This is a genomic window from Pseudomonas antarctica (assembly GCF_900624995.1).
Taxonomy (GTDB): Bacteria; Pseudomonadota; Gammaproteobacteria; order Pseudomonadales; family Pseudomonadaceae; genus Aquipseudomonas; species Aquipseudomonas antarctica.
Genome location: NZ_UYXQ01000068.1, coordinates 1 through 21,157, shown reverse-complemented (window position 1 = coordinate 21,157; position 21,157 = coordinate 1). Strand labels below are relative to the sequence as shown.

At 47.2% G+C, this 21,157-nt stretch carries 19 protein-coding genes and 4 pseudogenes; 9 read left to right on the top strand and 14 right to left on the bottom strand.

The window, feature by feature from the left end; translation table 11 throughout:
- The 5 genes from ltrA to tnpA (E0F99_RS21725) form a co-directional block, all read right to left on the bottom strand.
- A partial coding sequence (gene ltrA / locus E0F99_RS21750; protein WP_207303091.1) for a group II intron reverse transcriptase/maturase occupies positions 1-1,227 on the bottom strand: 1,227 nt, incomplete at its 3' end.
- Between the two features lie 463 nt (positions 1,228-1,690).
- The gene (gene tnpC, locus E0F99_RS21740) at positions 1,691-3,007 is read right to left on the bottom strand and encodes an IS66 family transposase (RefSeq protein WP_269457888.1); all 1,317 of its coding nucleotides are present in this window, start codon (positions 3,005-3,007) and stop codon (positions 1,691-1,693) included.
- 166 nt (positions 3,008-3,173) lie between these two features.
- Positions 3,174-3,509, bottom strand: coding sequence for an IS66 family insertion sequence element accessory protein TnpB (gene tnpB, locus E0F99_RS30555; protein WP_083359309.1), 336 nt, complete (start codon positions 3,507-3,509; stop codon positions 3,174-3,176).
- A complete protein-coding gene (tnpA, locus tag E0F99_RS21730; RefSeq protein WP_197679976.1) occupies positions 3,506-3,829 on the bottom strand; it encodes an IS66-like element accessory protein TnpA in 324 nt (107 codons plus the stop codon). Before tnpA (E0F99_RS21730) ends, tnpB begins: the two co-directional genes overlap by 4 nt.
- Positions 3,830-3,840: 11 nt before the next feature.
- Positions 3,841-4,134: an IS66-like element accessory protein TnpA gene (tnpA, locus tag E0F99_RS21725; RefSeq protein ID WP_232000100.1), complete on the bottom strand. Its 294-nt coding sequence runs from the start codon at positions 4,132-4,134 to the stop codon at positions 3,841-3,843.
- Between the two features lie 105 nt (positions 4,135-4,239).
- On the opposite strand from tnpA (E0F99_RS21725), the gene E0F99_RS21720 reads away from it, so the two are divergent.
- The 5 genes from E0F99_RS21720 to E0F99_RS21710 are packed head-to-tail and all read left to right on the top strand — an operon-like array spanning position 4,240 to position 7,351.
- Entirely contained in the window at positions 4,240-4,845 is a 606-nt protein-coding gene (locus E0F99_RS21720) for a hypothetical protein (protein WP_232000101.1), read from the top strand.
- Positions 4,842-5,324, top strand: coding sequence for a hypothetical protein (locus tag E0F99_RS30550; protein WP_232000102.1), 483 nt, complete (start codon positions 4,842-4,844; stop codon positions 5,322-5,324). Before E0F99_RS21720 ends, E0F99_RS30550 begins: the two co-directional genes overlap by 4 nt.
- Positions 5,325-5,370: 46 nt before the next feature.
- Positions 5,371-6,087: a hypothetical protein gene (locus tag E0F99_RS30545; protein WP_232000103.1), complete on the top strand. Its 717-nt coding sequence runs from the start codon at positions 5,371-5,373 to the stop codon at positions 6,085-6,087.
- Entirely contained in the window at positions 6,084-6,878 is a 795-nt protein-coding gene (locus E0F99_RS30540) for a hypothetical protein (RefSeq protein WP_232000104.1), read from the top strand. The genes E0F99_RS30545 and E0F99_RS30540 overlap by 4 nt, the downstream gene beginning before the upstream one ends.
- 2 nt (positions 6,879-6,880) lie before the next feature.
- A complete protein-coding gene (locus E0F99_RS21710; RefSeq protein WP_083359311.1) occupies positions 6,881-7,351 on the top strand; it encodes a hypothetical protein in 471 nt (156 codons plus the stop codon).
- A 41-nt stretch (positions 7,352-7,392) separates the two neighbouring features.
- Here the strand turns inward: E0F99_RS21710 and E0F99_RS30535 are convergent.
- Positions 7,393-7,505 (bottom strand): annotated as a pseudogene (locus tag E0F99_RS30535) (helix-turn-helix domain-containing protein); the annotation flags it as partial.
- Between the two features lie 18 nt (positions 7,506-7,523).
- Positions 7,524-7,826, bottom strand: a pseudogene (locus E0F99_RS21705) (transposase); the annotation flags it as partial.
- Between the two features lie 383 nt (positions 7,827-8,209).
- On the opposite strand from E0F99_RS21705, the gene E0F99_RS21700 reads away from it, so the two are divergent.
- The 3 genes and pseudogenes from E0F99_RS21700 (at position 8,210) to E0F99_RS21690 (ending at position 10,593) form a co-directional block, all read left to right on the top strand.
- Positions 8,210-9,217, top strand: coding sequence for a DUF481 domain-containing protein (locus E0F99_RS21700; protein WP_083359312.1), 1,008 nt, complete (start codon positions 8,210-8,212; stop codon positions 9,215-9,217).
- Positions 9,218-9,389: 172 nt separating this feature from the next.
- Positions 9,390-9,641 (top strand): annotated as a pseudogene (locus tag E0F99_RS21695) (transposase); the annotation flags it as partial.
- Positions 9,642-10,155: 514 nt separating this feature from the next.
- A complete protein-coding gene (locus E0F99_RS21690; protein ID WP_130908916.1) occupies positions 10,156-10,593 on the top strand; it encodes a hypothetical protein in 438 nt (145 codons plus the stop codon).
- Positions 10,594-10,657: 64 nt separating this feature from the next.
- Here the strand turns inward: E0F99_RS21690 and E0F99_RS21685 are convergent, their stop codons facing one another.
- The 4 genes from E0F99_RS21685 to E0F99_RS21670 all read right to left on the bottom strand — a co-directional run bounded on the left by E0F99_RS21685 (position 10,658) and on the right by E0F99_RS21670 (position 16,336).
- Positions 10,658-11,023: a hypothetical protein gene (locus E0F99_RS21685; protein ID WP_083359313.1), complete on the bottom strand. Its 366-nt coding sequence runs from the start codon at positions 11,021-11,023 to the stop codon at positions 10,658-10,660.
- A 496-nt stretch (positions 11,024-11,519) separates the two neighbouring features.
- On the bottom strand, positions 11,520-15,134 hold the full coding sequence (locus tag E0F99_RS21680; protein WP_083359314.1) for a transporter substrate-binding domain-containing protein: 3,615 nt from the start codon (positions 15,132-15,134) through the stop codon (positions 11,520-11,522).
- Positions 15,135-15,143: 9 nt separating this feature from the next.
- A complete protein-coding gene (locus E0F99_RS21675; RefSeq protein WP_083359315.1) occupies positions 15,144-15,767 on the bottom strand; it encodes a response regulator transcription factor in 624 nt (207 codons plus the stop codon).
- A gap of 320 nt (positions 15,768-16,087) precedes the next feature.
- On the bottom strand, positions 16,088-16,336 hold the full coding sequence (locus E0F99_RS21670) for a hypothetical protein (protein WP_130908915.1): 249 nt from the start codon (positions 16,334-16,336) through the stop codon (positions 16,088-16,090).
- Between the two features lie 781 nt (positions 16,337-17,117).
- On the opposite strand from E0F99_RS21670, the pseudogene E0F99_RS30530 reads away from it, so the two are divergent.
- Positions 17,118-17,305 (top strand): annotated as a pseudogene (locus E0F99_RS30530) (transposase domain-containing protein); the annotation flags it as partial.
- An 83-nt stretch (positions 17,306-17,388) separates the two neighbouring features.
- Here the strand turns inward: E0F99_RS30530 and E0F99_RS21660 are convergent.
- The 3 genes from E0F99_RS21660 to E0F99_RS21650 all read right to left on the bottom strand — a co-directional run bounded on the left by E0F99_RS21660 (position 17,389) and on the right by E0F99_RS21650 (position 20,522).
- The gene (locus E0F99_RS21660; RefSeq protein ID WP_083359316.1) at positions 17,389-17,784 is read right to left on the bottom strand and encodes a hypothetical protein; all 396 of its coding nucleotides are present in this window, start codon (positions 17,782-17,784) and stop codon (positions 17,389-17,391) included.
- Between the two features lie 180 nt (positions 17,785-17,964).
- Positions 17,965-19,305, bottom strand: coding sequence for a putative bifunctional diguanylate cyclase/phosphodiesterase (locus E0F99_RS21655; protein ID WP_083359317.1), 1,341 nt, complete (start codon positions 19,303-19,305; stop codon positions 17,965-17,967).
- A 764-nt stretch (positions 19,306-20,069) separates the two neighbouring features.
- The gene (locus E0F99_RS21650) at positions 20,070-20,522 is read right to left on the bottom strand and encodes an RpiB/LacA/LacB family sugar-phosphate isomerase (protein WP_083359318.1); all 453 of its coding nucleotides are present in this window, start codon (positions 20,520-20,522) and stop codon (positions 20,070-20,072) included.
- Between the last annotated feature and the right edge of the window lie 635 nt (positions 20,523-21,157).

Genomic DNA, 21,157 nt, shown 5'->3' with positions numbered 1-21,157 from the left:
CACATGCCATGCACGTAGTAAATACCAATGCGCGAATAGCTCCGGACTCTCTCTTCGAACAAGACGCAGCCGATGCTCCGCTTGACGTATAGAGATTCGGTACTTGCTCTTCACCCATTTGAGCAGGCGCGATTGCAACGCGCTACACAATCGATAGCTGAAGTTCCTGTACCAGAATTTACCGTAATATTCGATCCATCCTCGAATCACAGCATTGTACCTGCGAGAAAAATCCCTCAGGTCATCAGTCGTGGATCGATGGATGCTCCAGTGTTTGATCGTGTCTACCATCCTGCGCATTGCCTTCATCGACGCTCCCGGCATGCACTTGCGAAAGAGTTCGCCTTTGGAGTTCTTCAGGGTTCGCACCTTGAAGTCATACCCGAGAAAGGTAAAGCTCGTCGCAACATTGTGCCGCTCGAATGTATCGATGTAGACAATCTTCGACTTTTCTTCGTTGATGGTCAGGCCCACTTCACTCATCCGTCGAGTCAGGCTCTCCCTGATTCGAACAGCCTCGCTCATCCTTGTGCAGTGAATAACAATATCGTCGGCATACCGTTCAAACGGCACACCACGATGCGTCCTGTCCATCCAGCGATCAAAGGCATAATGCAGGAATAGATTGGCTAACAAGGGCGAAATCACACCTCCTTGAGGTGTCCCTCGCCCCCGCTCCTGAAGCAATCCCGTCTCACTCTGCATCGGCGCTTGCAACCAGCGTCGGCAGTACAAGATCACCCATTTCGGCATCTGATGATGTTCCAGAGCCTTGATGATCAGGTCGTGCCCAACGTGGTCGAAGAACGCGCTGATGTCCACTTCCAGTACCCAGTTCTTACGACGGCACCGAATGGAACATTGACGCAAAGCATCGTGGGCCGATCTTCCGGGCCTGTACCCATACGAGTCAGGATGGAAAATCGGATCGATCACAGCCTCCACATATCTTTTCACTGCGCCTTGAGCTACCCGGTCAGAGACCGTTGGGATGCCAAGGATACGTTCCTTGCCATTGTCTTTCGGAATGCGCTTTTCCCGCACAGGTGGCGGGAAATACGACCCTGAGCACAACCGGTTCCAGATGCGGTAGAGGTTATGATCGCGCTGCCGATCAAAGTCCGTGAGCGTCTGACCATCACAGCCCGGCGCGCCACGATTGCGGCGTACATCCTGATACGCCATCCACAACAGCGACTTCGGTATCTCGAATGCTTTTCGCTGCACTAAAACGTCATCCTCGTTTGAGTTGTGTCCCGCACAACGAAAGTGATCCCCACCCCTTCGCTCCAGCCCCATTACAGGTCTTTCATCACTACTACGGGTGAGTCCGTCCCTATCCTCACGGTACGTGCCGAGGATAGGTTCTCACGTTCCCCAAAATGGCCTGGCCCAGGTTCTTGCTGCCTTAACAACGGGTGCCGTGCAGTCAGTAGACAGGTGTCCTCTGCACTTCTCGGGGCCCGGCTATACAAGCCCGTTTTGACACCAGTGGAGATTTCGTCGCTTCATCAGTCAGTTCACTTTCGTTCAACTACCTGAGCCTTACGTGACAGTAGTTACTCTGCCTTTTCCCGAGTCGCTCACCACCAACATGCTGAACATGTTCGCAGCATCGGGTCGTTTGATCAGTACGCCTGCACGCCCTGACCGGAGGGCCTACCTCCATCCATCTTGGAACATGGAGTTGTCATGCCGCCGTTTTCATCTCGTCGTCATGACGCCTCCTTCGTGACACACAGAGCCAGTTCTTACGTCCAAGAGCCCATGGCCGGATTTGATTCTCGGCCCAATTGTTGTCAATGGGTACGGCTCCGTCGTCGAGGTAGCGCGACAGCGCTGCCCAGCGTTTCAGGCTGTAATCCAGCGCTCTGCTAATAGCCGAACCTTCGGGCACAAGGTCACGCTGGGCGATCATCCAGGCATGCAGCGCAGACATCACCGGCGCGGCTTTTTCTTGCCGTATCCGGCATCGTAAATCCGGCTCCAGGTCACGCACTTCGCTCTCGATTTCGTACAACAACTGGATGTAGCGCAGCGCCTGCTCGGCGATCTGGCTCTTGTTCGTTGCGTGCAACTCGAAGAACTTGCGCCGGGCGTGGGCCATGCAGCCGATCTCGGTCACGCCGAGTTCGAAGCTGGCCTTATAACCGCCAAAATCGTCGCAGACCAACTTGCCTTTCCAGCCTTGCAGGAAGTTACGAGCATGCTCACCGGCGCGGCTGGGGCTGAAGTCATAAACGACAGCGGCTGTTTCGCAGAACTGGCTGGTGGCGTACGCCCAAACATAAGAGCGGTGGGTTTTCTTCGAGCCCGGAGCGAGCATTTGCACGGGTGTTTCATCCGCGTGCACGACCTGTTGCCCGATCACTACGTCACGCAAGGCATCGACCAAGGGCTGCAACTGCACGCCCGTCATGCCAACCCATTGGGCCAACGTCGAACGTGGAATCGCCAAGCCAGCTCGACCGAAAATTGATTCCTGACGGTAAAGCGGAAGATGATCAGCGAACTTCGCGATCATGACGTGCGCAAGTAATCCGGCAGTCGGGATGCCCTTGTCGATAACTTGCGCAGGTACCGGCGCCTGGATCAGCGTTTCGCAGTCATCGCAAACCCACTTGCCACGAACATGGCGCTCAACGGTGAACACGCCCGGCGTGTAGTCCAGCTTTTCGCTAACATCTTCACCGATGCGCTTCAGTGCGCAGCCGCATGGGCAGTGAGTGTTGTCCGGTTCGTGATGGATCAACGGGCGCGGGAATTCTGCCGGCAATGCCGTGCGCTTGGGCTTTTGCTTTTTCTCGGTCGCCGCTGGTGCTATTTGCAACGCCTGAAGCTCGGCCTCAATCGCCGCAATATCGGTATCGATCAGGTCATCCAGCAGGCTGGCCTGCTCAGGATTCATCTGCTCACTGCGCTTGGCAAACTTCAAACGCTTGAGCTGTGCGATCTCGTGGGTCAGCTTCTCGATCACCGTTTGATCGCGGTTGATCTTCTTGCCCATGGTTTCGACCGTTCTGCCCATGGTCTCGACTTGCGACAGCAGCTGCGCAGCGAATGCACGCAGTTGGTCGGGAGTCATTTGATCGAGATTGGGCGAGGAAGTCATACCGTGGATTTTACCAAAGCAGACCGCTTGCGGCAGCAAACCGAGATGCTAATTACAGTTTTTAAAGCAGCGTAATAGCTCCGCCAGACCCCACGCGTTGCCAAGGTAGGCCTAGTACCAAAGCCTGAAGTTGCTCGGTATCCAACTGCACTTCACTGCCTTGCCGAACGCCTGGCCAATGGAATTTACCTTGGTTCAAGCGACGTGCCGCCAGCCATACGCCAATCCCATCGTGTACCAGCACTTTCATCCGAGTCGCGCGGCGATTGGCAAACAGATAAGCGCAGTGCGGCTTCGCCGCACCGAACACCGCGACCACCCTCGCCAGCGCCGTTTCAGTGCCGGCGCGCATATCCATGGGCTCGGTGGCGAGCCAGATGGCGTCGATGCGGATCATCGCAACAGGTCTCGAAGGAAAGCGGCGCAGGCAGCAGCGCTATCGGTTGGCCAGTTCACTTTGACGGTGCCGCGTGGGTGCAGAATCTCAACGCTGATATTCGATGAAGATACGGGCGCCGTTGTTTGCATAGGCAATGGGATGAATGCTGGTTGAAGCGCCGTGCTTTTCTGCACTTGCACCCGAATCCATTTGTGAACGAGGTTTGCGTTAAGGCTATGGCTGAGGGCGATGCTGGCAATCGATGCGCCGGGTTGGGCACACTCTTGAATGACCTGGGCTTTGAAGGATTTGGAATACGAACGGCGTGTTGGCTGCATGAAATACCCGCTTAAAAGGCTAGAACTGGTGCCCACCTAAATTTAAGTGCACACCATGTCCCGGCTTTGCGGGGTTGGGTAGATGACTTGGCCGGACGCATACCGCCAAACTGCATGGGTAACGGAATAAATGCAGGTTGCAGCGCCATGCTTTTCTGCGCGTGCATCCGAATCCATTTGTGGACGAGGTTTGCGTTGAGGCTATGGCCGAGTGCGATGCTGGCAATAGAAGCGCCGGGCTGGGCACACTCTTGAATGACCTGGGCCTTGAAGGATTTTGAATAGGAACGGCGTGTTGGCTGCATGAAATACCCGCTTAAAAGGCTAGAACTGGTGCCCACTTAAATTTTAAGTGCACACCATGTCTTGGCCTTGCAAGGCTGGGTAGATGACTTGGCCGGACGCATACGATGCGCAAGCACAAGAGTTTGGGGATGCACACCGCTGGCGTGTCGCCGTCCACGGTAGCGGCAAACTTGAATCACAGCGAGGCGGTGAATCTTTCGACTTATTCGGAGGCTACGCCTGAGCAGCAGGCAGCCGAGTTCGGACAGTTCTGGCGGGCTATGCATCATGCTGCTCAAGTCGTGCGTGAGCGCAGTAAGACGCCCGAAAAGGCCGAGATCGCAACGGCGACGGGCCACTGCGACGGGTTCAGTCAGTCTCTACCTGTGCGCGATTTTGGGGCTGTTGCAATAAAGCCGAACTGCCGCAGCCAATACGGCTGCTTGTACTGCGAGCACTATATCTGTCACAGCGATGAAGAAGACCTACACAAGATTGCGAGCTTGCAGTATGTGATCAATGCGGTGCGTAAAGCAGCCCCCGATGCTGCACATGCTGAAGCGCTCTACAAAGAATTGTTGATCCGAATCGAGTTTATCCTTGAGGCGCTTGGCGAGCGTTCTGAGCAGTTGGTCGAAGCGATCAAGGCTAAGATGTTTGAATACGGTGAACTCACGCCGTTCTGGGAAAATCGCCTGGGCCGTTATGAAAAAATGGGGGTGGTATTTTGAACGCTGCTGTCCAGTCCAGTGGCAGTCTCTTTATCTGTGGTCAGTTTCCGCCAGCCAGTCAACCAGATAAAACGTCGCAACTTCTCGGCAAGCCCGCGCCCGACTTCGTTCTTTGTCGTGATGAGAGCGGCAACGCCACGGCGGTATACGGAGAGCCCGTTTGGGACTTTAACCCTTACCGGCTGAGTGCAAACAAAATCAACCGAATACTTTTTGATACGGTGTTCGATGAAAGTGGGCAAGAGCAGCAGGCGCTGATAGAAGAAGCCAAATATTTGCTGTATTGCATTATCTATTTTGCCGGTGGCGGGCGAAGAGGTGGACTGAGTGCAAGCACATTGAATCAGTATTGGATCGTGCTGCGCGTGGCCATTCAGTTCTGCTATGAGCAAAAACAGAAGCACATGGTTGGCGTACTGTACTTACAGCAGCTCTTTACCGTGCCGACTTATCTGGGGGGCTTTTATTGGCCAAAGTAGCTTTAGTAAAAAGGTTCTTGCTGGGATTTTGCAAGGGCTGGCCAGAGTGGGCGAAGCGCGGTTGGGTTATGCAGTGCTTAACCCCAGCAACTTTGACGGCGAACGGCCCGACTACAAGCAGCATCCAGTCATTCCGACTCAAATCTATTTGAAGCTCATCAATCTTACCGGCGACCTGCTCGATCAGCTTTATTTAGGTGTTGGACGTTTCGAGGCGTTTATAGCCTGCTTTGCTGATGAGTATTACGGCATCACTTATGTTCGTCAGAGATGTCTGGGGGTCGGTGGCAAGGCACACTGGCGACCCGACATGGCGCAAGCGATTAATGATCATGGTCTGACTTCAGTGTTTGCCGGTGAGTTTGAGTGCCTTTATTTAAGGAGCCTGCAACGGTGCTTGATTCAGATGCAGGATGTGGTGAAAACGGTGATACATCTCTATACCGGCATGCGCGATCAGGAGGTGATGCGAATCTCATATCACTGTCTTTCCGATCAAGTAATCAGGCAGGCAGTTGTCGATGACCAGGGTATTGAGCGTGATAAGGCGCAGTCAGTAAACGTGTTCTCTACCGCCACGAAGTTCACCGGCTACAAGAAAGAAGTCACATGGTTCGCGCCGGGGGAGGTCGTCAGGGCGGTCGAAGTCGCCCAGGCGATTTGTCGCGGTCTCGCCAAACTCTACAAAATCGAATTGGATGCCCGCTGTTTCTCAATCCGTCTATTATTAGTTTTACACGGAACAGAGCCGAGGTTGGCGTGACAAATTTTAAGGATTCACGAGGAATTGCTCTGCTCCAGCTGTTGATCAGGAGAGAAGACTTAGAGGAACTTGGGCAGAGCGATCCTTCTCGGGACTTTTACAGTGAACCGGCGTTTGCTGTCGGCCAGCCCTGGCCGCTGACAAGTCATCAGTTTCGGCGCTCGTTGTCTTTCTATGGGAGCAGTAGCGGTTTTCTTTCATTGCCGACGTTGCGGGTGCAGTTCAAGCACATGACGATTGAAATGGCACGCTATTACTCGAATCACTACGGTAACCTGCGCACCGTTTTTGGCTACTACGACGACAAGAAGAAAGACTTTGTGCTGCCAACCAATCACTTCGCCTTCGAGTATCAGATGGCCATGCCCATGTCGGTGGCGAACCAGTTGATTGCCGATCTTCTGTTTAATCAGGAGCCGCTATTCGGCGGCACCGGCTCGTACATGGAGAGACAGAAAGAGCGGGTTAAGTCGGGTGAGATTCAGATTGAAGATATGCGCGCTGACACCGAGCAACGGGTGAAAAACGGTGAAATTAGTTACCGATCGACGTTGCTGGGTGGTTGTTCGAAGGTGGGCCGCTGTGACTCCTTCTTGCTCGGTGACTATACGGAATGCCTATCTTGCGTGGGCGCAATCATCAAGCCCGATAAACTCAATACGGCGATTAAGGATGCGACGAATGAGTTGTGCAGTTACTCAAAAGGCTCGGGCGAATATCAAATTGTGAAGGGAGAAACTGAGCGTTTAACCGCTTTCAAAGCACGCCTGATTGACTCAGTGGAGGTTTAACAATGAGTTTTGGTAACGGAACAAGCAAGGGATTGAGCACTTGTGAGGAAGCGTTACAGCGCCTCTTGGTTGGGAAGCCTACTGTGCCCGAGCATGTTGGCTTAGACCTATCGAAACTCACCGCCAGCATAGTTAGTCTGGAAGCTGGATTTGACCGTGGCTACTTGAAGAAGTCCCGTAAAGCGCATTTGCCGCTACTGGCTCAAGTCGAGGCGGTTCGGGCAGAGGCCAGCAAAGGGACGGGCTCATTGAGCAGCAAACAGATCCGGCAGATGGAACGTCAGCTGGCAGCGCTGGAAAAAGCGCTGTCAATCGCTGAGATGCAGCGTAACAAAGTGCTGGCTCAGAATATGAAGTTGTGGCAACGGGTGCGGGAACTGGAGCGCTCGATGGCTGATAGCCGCTCGGGCCGCTCGTCGAATGTCGACCCCGTGCTACGTAATAACAATGGCATGGCCTTCACCCCTGCGTGAGGATACTCGAAAGTTTCCGTGTTAACAGGGTAGAACGCCACTGGAGTCAGTAGGCCGCATGTATCGCATGCAAGCACGCTTGCATGCGATACAGCTTCTCGACGGTGATGTTGACCTCGCCACGCTCGATCCGCCCTACGTAACTTCGGTCGATATTGCACGCTGATTAACAGTCTTCAGGGATCGGCACGCTCAGGGTCAAGTGTGCAAACTGGCGCATGGGCGTGATTTCATACAGCGCTTCCTCCATGGCAGGATCGCTAAGCGAGAACCAGTTTTGCAGCAAGTGAATGCGCAGCATGGTTTCCAGCGGATACGGTTTGCAGCCACCGTCAGCCTTCGGATAATACGGCTCGATCAACGCCACTAAACCGCTCCAGGGCACGACCTGACCCATATCGGCGAAGAACCGTTCGCGGTGTGTTTGCTAGCGCTTGCCCGCGTATTCGAAATCGGAAAAGCTCATCTGGCTCATGAAGCACTCGGGTCAGGTGGTGAGGCTGTATTTCAGCATACTTGGAGACTTGCTCAGCGCCTCCTTAACGATAGATAAATGAATTAACCGCTCAGCCCGATATGGTAGAATTTCGCATCTTGGAATAGCAAATACGGGCTTCATATTTTTCAGTAGTTTATTTTTATCAGCATGATTTTAGTCGTATTAGAGTTGTGTAACGCTAGTATTCTGTTTCAATATTTTTCAGCTAGCGTGCGGAGAATTTGAGCATTTTTAGGTATTATTAAGTTATTGTAAGAAACTTCTGAAATAATGTCTAAATCAATGTAATCCCTTGAATCTGCGCGATATATCTAGCAGGCTAAATCCCTTTGCGCAAATTTCGAGCCACGAATACGCTTATGTTATCCAGAATCATGCTATGCCTCGCTGTTTCCAGCGCGTCCACTCCCCTACTCGCCGACACCGTGTGGTTAAAGAACGGTGACCGCCTGACCGGCAAGATCAAAGTCTTCGACGGTGGTAAGTTGCTGATTCATACCGACTACGCAGGGGCTATTCCGGTGGATTGGAAGCAGGTGAAAACCCTGGAAAGTGAACAGGAGTTGCTGGTCAAGCAGGACGCTAACAGCGGTGAGAGAGCCAAATCCCTGAAAGCGGCGGATGACGGCAAGGTGGTGTTGGCCAATGGCGAGGCGCCCAAAACGGTGGAACTAGCCAGCATCCAGCAAATTATCAAGCCCAAACCGGTCATCGAAGACCTGGTGTGGAAGGGCAATGTCGACTTGGCGCTGGACTACAAGCGTGCCGACAAAGACACCAACGACTACGACGTGGACTTCAAGACCACGGCCCGGCACGGCCAGTGGCGCCATACCGCGCAGGGCGAATACAACCGCGAGTTTCAGGACGATGTCACCACCACCGACAACTGGACGCTGGAATATGACCTGGACCGTTTCATTACCGTGCATTGGTTCTGGCAAGGCCGCCTAACCTACAAGCGCGACAAGGTTGAAGACTTGTCCCGCCAGCGCACGGTCGGTACCGGCCCAGGCTTCCAGTTCTGGGACGATGAACTGGGCGCGTTCTCCCTCGGTTCGCTGGTTAACCGCACCGACTACGAATATGCCGGCGGCGGCAAATCCAATTTCTACTCACTGGCCATGAAGTGGAGCTACAACCGCTATCTGGTGGGCAAGACCGTGGAGCTCTTCACCAATGGCGAGGTGGGCAAGCCTCTCGCTGGGCCGTCCGATTACTCGCTCGATGCGGAAGTTGGCCTGCGTTACAAGGTCACTGAATGGGCTTCCCTCAACCTGAAGGCTGAACGCGACATCATCAGTGGCGAGTCGGAAGGCAGCTTGAGCAAGACCCGTTACACTGCAGGGTTCGGCGTGGCCTGGTAGAATCCAGTTGGCTGGCCAAAGCCTTCGTGCACGTTCACTTCGCTTGCAAGTCATCAGGGATTTTTCGAACAAGTCTTCAAGTACGCTGAAATACAGCCTCACCACCTGACCCGAGTGCTTCATGAGCCAGATGAGCCTTTCCAACTTCGAATACGTTGGCAATCGCTAGCAGATACGCCGCGAATGCTTCCTTGCCGAGATAGATTAGGTCCGGCCCACTGCCCTGTTGGATCTGATCAAACCTTTCTACCCCAAGGCTGGTGGCGTTAGAGAACTACCCCTGGAAACCACGCAGCGCATTTATCTGTTGTAGAACTGGTTCTCCCTGAGCGATCCGACCATGGAAGAAGTGCTCTACGAAATCACCCCCATGCTCCAATTCACCCGCCTGACGTTGAGCGCGCAGGACCCGGAATACAGCACTTGCTGGAAAGCATCGGCTCGGACTGCTTGGCGCGACATGCCCGAGCGCTTCGGCCCATGACTAATGGTTAATAAGCGCTTTCGTGACTGGCGCAATGGCGGAACATTCGGCTAAACCGGCTTCACATCAGGTTGAACGAGCAAGGGCAGCCATCTCTCAATGCATCGGTACAACTGGACTCGGCGTCACCGATCCAACGGTGGGCTGACGGCAGCTAGCGCCGAGGAAGACTTAACGTCGTGTCCGGGATTAATTAACAACTTCATTTTAGCACTCCTAAATGGAGAATTTTCTTACATACTTTTTATAGAGCGTCGGTAAAATTCCTCCTCAAGTGGATAATTCGAGTGCCTAGTCGGTATTTGACCTAGCGCCTCCCACAGATTTTTGACCTTCACAACCATCACCAATTCGACTAAGAATAAAAAAATAGACGCCTCCTCTACAATATAAGAGATAATTAAAAATAGTGACGCTATTAAAAATCAACGAGCCAAATAGAGAGAGCATTAAAATGAAACTACTTTTAATTTTACTATTAGCATCAACTCCACTCGTGCACGCTAAAGATATAGATAGAAAAGTTGGATGTTTTTCCGCTCCTGCGAGTGGTGCCGCACTTAAATTTGTGGAATTTGCAGATGGCAATACGCGGTTAGCCTATGTAAAATATAGGAATTCAAGTATTTCTATCCCTTTAGTGTTTGTACAATCCAGCTTTAAAAAAGTCCCAAATAATAGGCCTGTCGAAAACCACACCATTTGGGCTGAATTCATAAATGGAAAATATAATGGGCAATATGAAGTTATGACGCAGGGTGCACGCTACTATAAATTTTCTTATAAAAACAAGCTTGGGAAAACTCTTAGTTTTTTAGAAGACATAACACTTTACGATAATTCACACACAGAGTGCAAACTTAAAAGGAGCGCGAACAAAATATACTTTTAATGAGTTGGATTTGAAGTCTATATTTAGTGCCAATTCCAGATTTTTATCTGCATGAAAAACATATTCATAACAAGTCGCAGTCTAACTGCAAATCATACTGAACAGCACCATTATCAAAAGCAACCAAGTTAAAATTACGACCTAACAGAACCTCATCTGAAGTGCCTAGGCAGCTATCGACCACTACTGTGGCCATCACGAAGTCGAATATAGCTTTATCGATCTGTTCTTCAGTGCCGCTATTCTTAATAACCCTAGCTAATTTAGCGCCAAAGAAAGGAATAGTCTTTTGAAATAACTCCATACCTTTAGCCATAGCGCTTGCCTTGTGCTCAGCAGCCAGTTTGAGAATGTAATCTCCCGGCAAGGACTTGGTTACCGTAAACCAAACCTCCTCTTGACTATCCAGCAACTCGATAGTGCACTGCATAAAATGTCCCTGAATGAAAGGTACGTGCGCAGAAAGCTTATTCTAGCTGTCTTTTAGAAATAGTATAACTGCTCTAAAAACCATACGAGACGTTTTGTTATCGTTATCAATCAGTTGGAGCTGTCACCAGCTGTGAAGGCGAGGTGATGACCTATCTATAGACTTATTCCAGTATTCTTGATGAGGCACTATCGATGCTGGATCAATTAACGCAGCTACAGGGTATCGGAAAACAGCTTGATCCAGGACTGTGAACAGGCACGTATCGAGATAAAAGGTAGCGGGGTGGCATAAACCTAGATTAAGCAGTGACCTCATTATCTGATACAGGTCAACTTAGTATCGCCCCTCACCTCATTAATGCAGTTAGAGATGCAAGGCGAACACTCGCCAAGCTATGAGTTAATTTTCGCATCAATAAAGAGAGACGCGCTGAATATTAACGATTAGTCCAAGTGAACTCACTAAGAGCGATTAATACAAGAGACGAGGCGAATCATGTAGCAATAATTTGATTCAGAGCATAAATCAAAAAATGTAGCTCCTGTTGAAGCTTGGAAAACAACACAGTAAGTTTCTTCTCTTCACCAGTATTACCAAGATCAGTCATCTCATTACAGATGCTAATTAATTTCGAAAATCCCATGATGCTGGCAGCGCCTTTTAGCCGGTGCGTCATTTCATACAGCTCTGAATTTAATATTCTATCTGACTGAATCAATTCCAGTTCAGACTGTAACGCTCTAATTAGAATTCGAAGCAACTCATAAGCGACTGAAGTATCGCCACCAGTAACTTCAAGAGCTGATTTAAAATATCGTCCCTTCATGGATGTAACTGTTTCTGTCCCGCGAACCTCCCCGACCAGCATTTGAATTTTTCTATCAAGCTGTGAAATATTTATGGGCTTATAAGCACAGTCATTCATTCCGGCACTTATACACTTTAATCTCTCCTCAGGTACGGCATTAGCCGTCAAACCTAATATAATTACTGGCATCAAATCAGCCTCAGCCTCCTTGCTACGTATCGCCACGGAAAGCTCATAACCACTCATTATCGGCATATTGCAGTCAGTGATAATAAGATGAAAGTTATTCTGGTCGAACGCGTCAAGCGCATCAATCGCGCTTTCGTATGCCTCCACATAATGCCCCATAAGGGAGAGTTGCTTATATAACAAAAATCTATTTGGTGGGTAATCCTCTACCACCATAACTTTCAACTCGACTTTTGCCAATTCGGCCTCAATTGTCTTTTTTGTCACCGGCCGCACATCAAACTCATCCAAAACTTTAAGCACGACAAGCTCAAGTCTCACACTAGTACCTTGACCTTCAATACTACGAAGATCCAAGGAAGCATTCATTGCGTCGCAGATAAGCTTGCTGATATGCAAGCCTAACCCAGTTCCGATATACTGACCTTCAATTGAACGACCCGACTTTGAAAAAGGCTTAAATAACTTCTTTTGATCCTGTATTGATATTCCTATTCCTGTATCCTCAACAATACAAACTAAGTTAATCATGCCTGGAATTTGAGATGAGTCAGTAACATCTATAAAAACATTAATGCCGCCCAGGCTTGTAAATTTAATAGCATTGCTCATAATATTTGTAATAACTTGCTTAAATCTTGAAGGATCAATCGAAACGAGTTGTAGAAGAGTATCATTAAAATGTACGTTAAAATGTAGTCCTTTCTTGCGAGCAAGTTCATAGTACAAATTGGTGATCGAGCTTATAAGCTCAAGCAAGTTAACAGTCTTATTTTGCAATATAATCTCACCCGACTCAATGACTGAAAGATCCAATGTGTCACCTATCAAGTCAAGCATTTGGGTGGCTGCAAAGGAAGCAGCTTTAATATAAACAACGCTTGATTCATCGTTCATTTTTAAACTAGCCAACTCCAACATACCTATCACAGCGTTAATAGGGCCTCGCAACTCGTGACTCAATGTAGCAACAAAGTTTGATTTAGCCAAATTAGCCTCCTCAGCTTTTTTTTGAGTTTCTATTAGCTTCTCAAATAACGATTGTCTTTCACTGATATCTATCCAGCCCCCGATGACTCCATCTATATAACCATCGCCACTTCGATAAGGCAGTAACCAGCTATGTACCATGCGATACTCTGAAAGCATTATGGTGCGATCTTTAATACAAGGCAAGCCGCGAATTAATACCTCATTAAAGTCATTGAGATATTCGTCAGTATTAAAGCCAGGACTAAAAGTTTCAGATATAGTTCTTTTCAATGCCTGCTCCCTCGTCAAACCAACTTCGTGCAGGTAGTGACTATTGCACGCAATAAGTTTAGTCTCAGTATCCCTAACATAAATTGGATGAGGAGTTCCATTAACTAGGACATCCATAAACGACAATTGATCATTTAGGCTTCTTTGCGCTTTCTCTCTCTCCCTAATGTTTTTACGCAGCAACGTAATCCAAATAATAAAAATAACTACTAGAACTAAGCCGCCAACAAGAACCTGCCAGAATTGTTTTTTATAAAATCGCCACCTGCTATCTTCAATGACAATCTCTCCACGCCAACGATCTAGTAAGTGCTCCATTTCTGTAGGTGGGATATTCAAGAGCGCTTTGTTCATAATCGCGTTAAGATCTTTGGACGCTGAAAGCATTGTAAAAGCAAATTGCCCGGCATTTCCAGGCAGCACTTTAGAAATTTTCAGAGAGTTAATACGCCCTGCAGTTATCAAATATCGCGCATTCAGAAGTGTAGTTACAGCCCCATCTACCTCACCACTCTCGACTAACTTTACTGCGTCAACGTCACTATCAACCAACATTATGTCTACGTTTGGAAAATAATTTCTTATATTCTTTACTACCTCAGAATCTTCAATTAAAGCTACTTTACCATTAAAACTCTCATCAAATTTTGGCTGAACAAGGCCAAGCCTCTTTTCCACTACAACATAAGGACTGGATAAATAAGGGCGAGTGGTAAGCATATCGCCAGACGATCTTAAGTTGCCGCCCATTGGAAAGTCTGAAACTAAGTCGACTTTTTGACTTTCTAGGTTGCTTACTAATTCACTCTTCGTATCAAAACCTTCGGACTCAAACTGTAAACCGGTACGAACGCCAATTTGAAATAGTAAGTCAGCAGTGATCCCACTGAACATACCTTCAGAACTGTAAAATGTTACTGGCTGGTTCTTTTTATCAAATCCAACTTTCACTACTGGATGACGTTTCATCCAGATTAATTCGCCCTCTGTAAACAATAGTTCCTCAGGAGGCAATAACGTCTTTGTCCACTTTTGATCTATTCGATTTTTATCATTAGTTGTTATTGATTTAATAGCAGCACCAACCAAATCAACTAGCTTGCGATTTTCTTTCTTTGCTGCATATGAATAGCTATTAACTTTAAGAGGTAATGGTTTGAAAATTTCGATATTCTTAAAGTAATTATTTCTAATCAGATGACTGGCACTTATCGAATCACCCAAAAAGACATCCACTTGTCCTAATGAAACTTCAGCGATCGCAGTGATCGCAGAGGGATAAAGTTTTAAATCCGCATGGGGGTAAGCATCAGTCACAGCATGCGCCGGCAAGTAATGATATAGCATGGCGACGCTCAAATTATCAAGACTATTTAATTGTGCGTATTTCCTATCGCTTCGAATTACCATGACAGGGATATCATGAGCATAGGTATCAGTAAGAAGTAGGTCGGGATCTTCCGCCTCATAACTGTTAGAGGTAGCTACCAAGTCAATAAACCCTGACTTAAGTGCGGCCAAGACTTCAGCTCTATTCTTGTATCTGTAAGTTTCGATTTCAAGAGATAGCCTCTCCGCTACTATCACGGCATAGTCTACTGACAAACCTTCAATTTCTCTATTATTTGTTGAAAAGTCAAAAGGTGGATTATTTGGCTCTGAAAACCCTACTCTAAGATTTTTTTTATCTTTTAACCATTCTTTATCTTTATTTGAAAACTCTAAATCATTCGATATGCTTGAGTAGCGAACTAGCGGAACTAAACTATCATATTTAATTTCAGAGGCTTCCAAGCCAAATAGAGACCCAAAAATCAAGAGAGATACTAACACAATTAAATTGCGCAATTTAATCTCCTAAATTATAACATTGCGGCGAGCAAACTCTGCTAAGTCTACAACTGAGGACACACCAATCTTTTCATAAATCCTAAACTTATAAGTGCTAACTGTCTTATTGCTAATGTGTAATATTTCACTTATTTCCTTATTGCTCTTCCCCAGTACTAGATGGTAAAAAACAGATAGCTCACGATTTGAGAGGCTACTTAGAATAAGCATATCTTCGAGAGCAACTTGCTTTTGGGAGTCCTTCTCATTACTTGTTTTGAAATGAACACGCCCAGAGAACACAGTCTTAATCGCACTACGAAGTTCTCCTAGCTCTTCGGTTTTATTGACAAAACCTACTGCACCAGCCATAAAGCAGCGCTTGGAATAGTGCTTTGCGGGAAGAGAAGTTAGGACAATTATTTTGCAGTTCATATCATACCTACTAACCCTCTCCATGAACTCTAGGCCATCGCCTCGCGGCATAGATAAATCAAGTATTACCAAGTCAGGCTTGTACTGCCTGACCAAACTAAGGGCGGAAAATCCATCGCTTGCTTCTGCTACCGTGTCAATAAACTCTTGATTCAATATAAGCTTAATTGCCATTCTAATGAAAGGGTGATCATCAACTATAATGGCTTTTCTCATAATTGTTCATAGCACCTTTTTAATTATGTAGTAAATCCAGTATAGCTCAGTTCCGCACTAGCGCAGAAATAATTTATGGATTGTGATTTGTATCAACAAGAACTCAAAATTCAATTAAGAATACACATTGTATTCAGCTCAGCACACTAACTTGCCAGTTAGTAATGCGATCGAAGGGTGATAGATAATCAACCAACGATCTAATTAACTAAAGTCGGCTGCACCACTAAAAACATAGCCGAGTAAATTTAACTGATTTACTTGCAATAGCCGCAGTTCAACCATCTCAACCTTAGGAGCTTATAACGCAAAATCTGAATTTAATCGTCTAAAGCAGGAGCGCCTGATTCTTCGAGCGGCAACATTTCGATCAATCCAGTCGCTATTGAGTCCTCTGGAAAGCTTTTACACACCACCTTGTCTTGCAACATTTTTTCGGAACCTGTATTTATTTCTAACATTACTTCCCCCCGTTCAATACATACACTAGTCACTTCAAGAGTAGTAACCACTGAGTTAGCTTTTGTAAAAATGATCTTCTTTCCTCGCACCCTACTCAGAACCAACACTACATACCACCTTATACACTCAATAATGGCCAAGACATTCAGCACACCGACAAAATCTAGAAAATTCTACCATTCTTAATTTTCGCGTGCCGTAGGAAATTTCTTCAGTTCGGAAAATTAAGAAACTATCTAAAATTCTTAGCCCTACATTCAGTTTTTTGATAGTGCAGTGGGGAACGCTCGTGCTACACGGGCCTAGCCTTGCGAAATTTCTACTCTACTTAGGTAGCACAAAGGCAGGCTCAGATGTTGTATGAGCGTTGATGGACGCTCCTACGCGCTACGGTTCTTCTTACGGACAGAGAGTTGGACTTATCGTTTCGAAGGTGGGGGTTTCTCAACGTGTATTTCGACATACTTCTGGATGTCGGTGATGACCAACGAAAAGCGTGATTATTTCAAAGCAGATAGATCACTACCGGCTTCTTTGCCCCCTTGTTCTGGCAGACCGGTGTACCGATTGGCAGAACCGCGGGTTTATTGGCTTTCAGGAACTAGGGTGCGGCGCGGTGCTGTTCACCTACGTGTGTACGCCGACTAGGATGCGCTGGGCCTGGCTGAGCAATGACGTGGCGATAACTCTCCGCGCTGCGCTTTTGTGTCTCCAAAGAAGTCTTCAGTGTAAGAACACATAGAGATGTCTACGACCCCCGGGGCGATTCAGTTCGCGCATTGCAATTTATTATCTGCATCGAGTGTGTGTTTGAGAGCTGCATGGCAGGAGACTGTCACGTATAGCTCTGTGAGCAGCCGAGGGGGGAATTTCCCAACGACTCACCGATTCAGCGATACGCCCAAGGGCGCTGGGGCAAGTACTAAACTTTACAGTCTGGTCGAGACTTCCAGAGCAAACGACCAAGAGCCTTATATCTGGCTGCGCCACGCATTAGAAATGTCGCCAAGGACCACCTGGTTGAAGATTACGAAGCCCTGATGCCTTTAAACTGCTCGCCAGTGTCGCCTAATTAGCGCCTCGTATGCTATTCGCCAAATCTGGAAGTCCCCTCCGGTGTATCCTTGAGTCCCGGCAGGTTGTAGACTCTTCGAACAGATCAATCACCCGCTTCGTAACGAAACATCAATAGACTCTGACGAATGACCATTTTGTTTTTAATAACACGAAGGCTGCCACATAGCATATCCTTATCGGTGGGCTGTTCCACTGGTAAATCCCCAAGTCTTTTGAAATCTCCTGAGAAACTATAAGATTCGCCATTGTACGGCTTAGTCTTAAATTTAAGAGTCGTTCCTTTTAGGGTGCCCTGAATTTCTAGATCGGAACTCCCCTCTCCTTCATTTATATGCAACACCCCCGTAATAAGTCCGGTATTTTCTTCCGCTAACGAGTCCAGTTGAAAATACTTAAATCCAATCGTGTTTATGTTCTCGTCCACTGGGAAGTAATATCCAAACACATCTACTATCGGGTTAGCGAAGTCTGGTATCATTACGCACACCATGCTTCCAATCAAAAAAATTTATGCAGAACCTCACAACAACCTCCTAAAGAATAATTAAAACATCTAGTTAGATTCTTAGTTACATTTCCAGCATAGTTGCATAGATGAACGAGTCTTCTGATAACAAATTACTGATAGGCACCATTCGATATGATTCGTCATGCGGCTCTACAGCTTGAGGTCATGAAAGATTAAAGGCTTTTTGATATTTAGCCATTTAACCAGAGACTCAGCTTCCATAGGTTTTGCGATCAGATAGCCCTGAACCTCTGAGCACCCCCACTGAGCTAATATGCGAAGAACAGCCAAGTTGTTGACTCCTTCCGCGACCACTCGGTAGTCTAGGCCCTTTGCCAATTTGATTAGGGCTTTTACAACTCGCTGATTTTTTTCGCTTTTTTGTAAATGTCTAATCAAAGATTGGTCAATTTTAACAATGCTTATAGGAAGCTTGCTTAAATAACTCCAGTTGCTATAGCCGGTACCAAAGTCATCGATTGCAAGGCGCACTCCCAAATTTACCGTTCGCTTCAAATGCCGTGCCACTGCTCCTTTATTTTTCGTTAATATACTCTCCGTCAATTCAAACTCAATCATGCTTGGATCTAGAGTTGAGTTTAATATAAGCGCAGCGAGATCATCAACAAAGCCTGAAGTTTCAAAGTCGCTAGCTGTTACATTCACAGAAACTCGAAAATTTAAACCTTGGATCTTCCATCGATTGATTTGTTCTGCTGCTGTATTAAGTACCCAACGACTAATTTCTTGGATTAATGAAGTTTTCTCCGCGAGAGGGATAAATTCTGCTGGACTTATAGCGCCAAATTGAGGGTGATTCCAACGTATCAGTGCTTCAACACTGCTACAGGCCAGGCTAGGTATAGTCACCCTAGGCTGATAGACCAGCCTTAGCTGATCATTCGAACGCACGGCTGTCGATAGTGAGCTTAGAAGGACAAAAGCTCTTTGCTGTGCCACATCTAGTTTAGGTTGATACAGGGCCCACCCAAGCATTCGTTCTCTGGCTGTGTCAGCTGCACAAACTACCATTCGTAGCCAGTCTTTATCGTCTGAATTAGAAATAGTCAAAATACCAATGCTAGGCTGCGTAGGGATAAGTATACCCTTACACCCGATAGGTTGCCGCAAGCTTAGTATTAGACTGGAGCACACTTTATCCACCGGTCTCCCTTGCCTTAAAAAGAAACAAAAAATAGTAGGAGTGATTATATAGAGTCTGCAATTGGATGGCAGGGACTTCTGTATACGCCTTTTTATTAAATCCAGCAGAGCACTTACATAGTCGAAACCAAGAGATTTAATTATTTCATGCAGCAGTGACATTTGAATCACATCAACCGCAAATATGTTACATTTAATCCCTTTCGATTGAATTTTCAAAATGTCTAACTCAAGACAATTCCGATCCAATAGCTTCGCTGGTTGGTCTGCGTAATTTTTAGATCTCACCGGGGGTAGCTCTGCATGATAATTGAGTGTTATTTGCATCGCGATCACTCATTGGTTTTTTCCGAGGCTATATCGATAGTACTGTGACTTGCCAGAGAGAAATTTTCGTCAGTTAAAATTTGACTGCTCGCGTAGTACAGAACAGGCCGCGAGCCCGTAGCCATAGGCATTCTATTAATCCATTAATCAATTTTAGTCTCCAATATCTGAAACGACCTCTTATCCCCATTCAATATTCGGAAACCGAACTCCCAAGGGTGGCGACTGGATCCTAAGTGCTCTCCCGAACCTTTAATCACTCTTCGTCTTCGCCTACTATTCATATAAATATCAGTGCGAGGCGGACCGGCATACATAATACTTTCATAAATATTTCGAAAGCTTTATCTTTTTGGTTATGTTAAACCCCACCGAAAAACAGATACACGGTATGTTTAGATGACTATTCTTCGCGCTTAGAGACAGGACTGTAGAGCCTATCAGTCCTACGGATGCCTAAAGAATGAGATTTTTTTGAATTCACTCTTAATCTCTACCGCTGTGGAGAGCGTAACCTTGCCAAAGATCATTTTCTTTGCTCTCTCCTTATTGCTCAGAAAGTGCGAAATCCATATTTGCCTAGCATAACTTCTACCTGTCCGATTGTAGTGGACATAGATGGGCACTAGTATAGTGGTAGAGATAGTTTTAGATGGCGTGACCTCCAGCAGGGAGAGCTTCGGTAGGCGAAAAGACTTTCCAGTATCTCGGCAGATTACAGTCACAATGCTCGACAACGCCTCAACGACTGTAGCTAGCAGCACTCATGGCCTTACCGCCATAGCGTCATCCAGCGAATCTAGTCGGGCTAGGCTCGCAGACTGCGAGCCGTCATTCTCTGTTTGAAACCAAGCATCCAACATTTCCTTCATCTGTGATTCGGATACCATGCGCAACGAGATGCCCATAGCGTTCGCATTGTTCCATCGACGCGCACCAGCCGCGGTGTATGCGTCGTTACACAGTGCGGCGCGTACACCGGGGATCTTGTTGGCCGCAATGGTGGCGCCAGTGCCCGTGGTACAGCAAACAATCGCTTGATCAGCACGTCCTTCCGCAACATCTAGCGCCGCTTGTACGGATGCAGCAACCCAGTCAGCGTTATCTCGAAGCGCTAAGGCACCATGAACTAAGACAGTATGACCTCGCTCACGAACCCACTCAGGGATTTTGCTGGAGACGCCCAGCAGCGTGTCTGCAGAAATTGAAATCTTCATTTTTACCTCGATTCTTGAATACCATGTGCATTTATAAAATTTAATTGCTGTGAAAAAAACACTCTACCGTTAGTAGAGCTGAAGAAATTTCACCCATACAACAACTCAACCTCATATATAGCATGTAACCACCCAGCGTGCGCCGCTCTAATATAAGGTTTTAGCATCTATAATAGTATAGATGCTTGTCCATGAAACCATTACAAAGAGTTTTCACAAACAGACTAGCATTTAACTTTTTATCAGCTGCATGAGCTCTGCCTTGGAAAAATCTATAATTGCTTTCATGAAACGCTGCTTAATTGAGACAACCAAACACAACACTCTCTCTTTACAATACTTTTGCACAACACTGATAGACTTACGATAGCCAGACCTAATTTGCAAGACCATTTATAAAAAAGCCCCAGCGCGAGCCTCATACGTGCCGAGGCAGACTTACCTAACCCTTCACTTTCTAGATAAAAATTAGAGTTTTTGTAAGAAATTCCCCATCCTCATCCAAAATTACCAAGTCACCTCAAGCCCAACTCGACCGCTGATGCTGTGCCCATCACCACTGCCCATTGTTTGGTTGTAGTCAGTACCAACAAACGCGCTAATGCTTTCTGTAACTTTACCCGTTACACCTACAC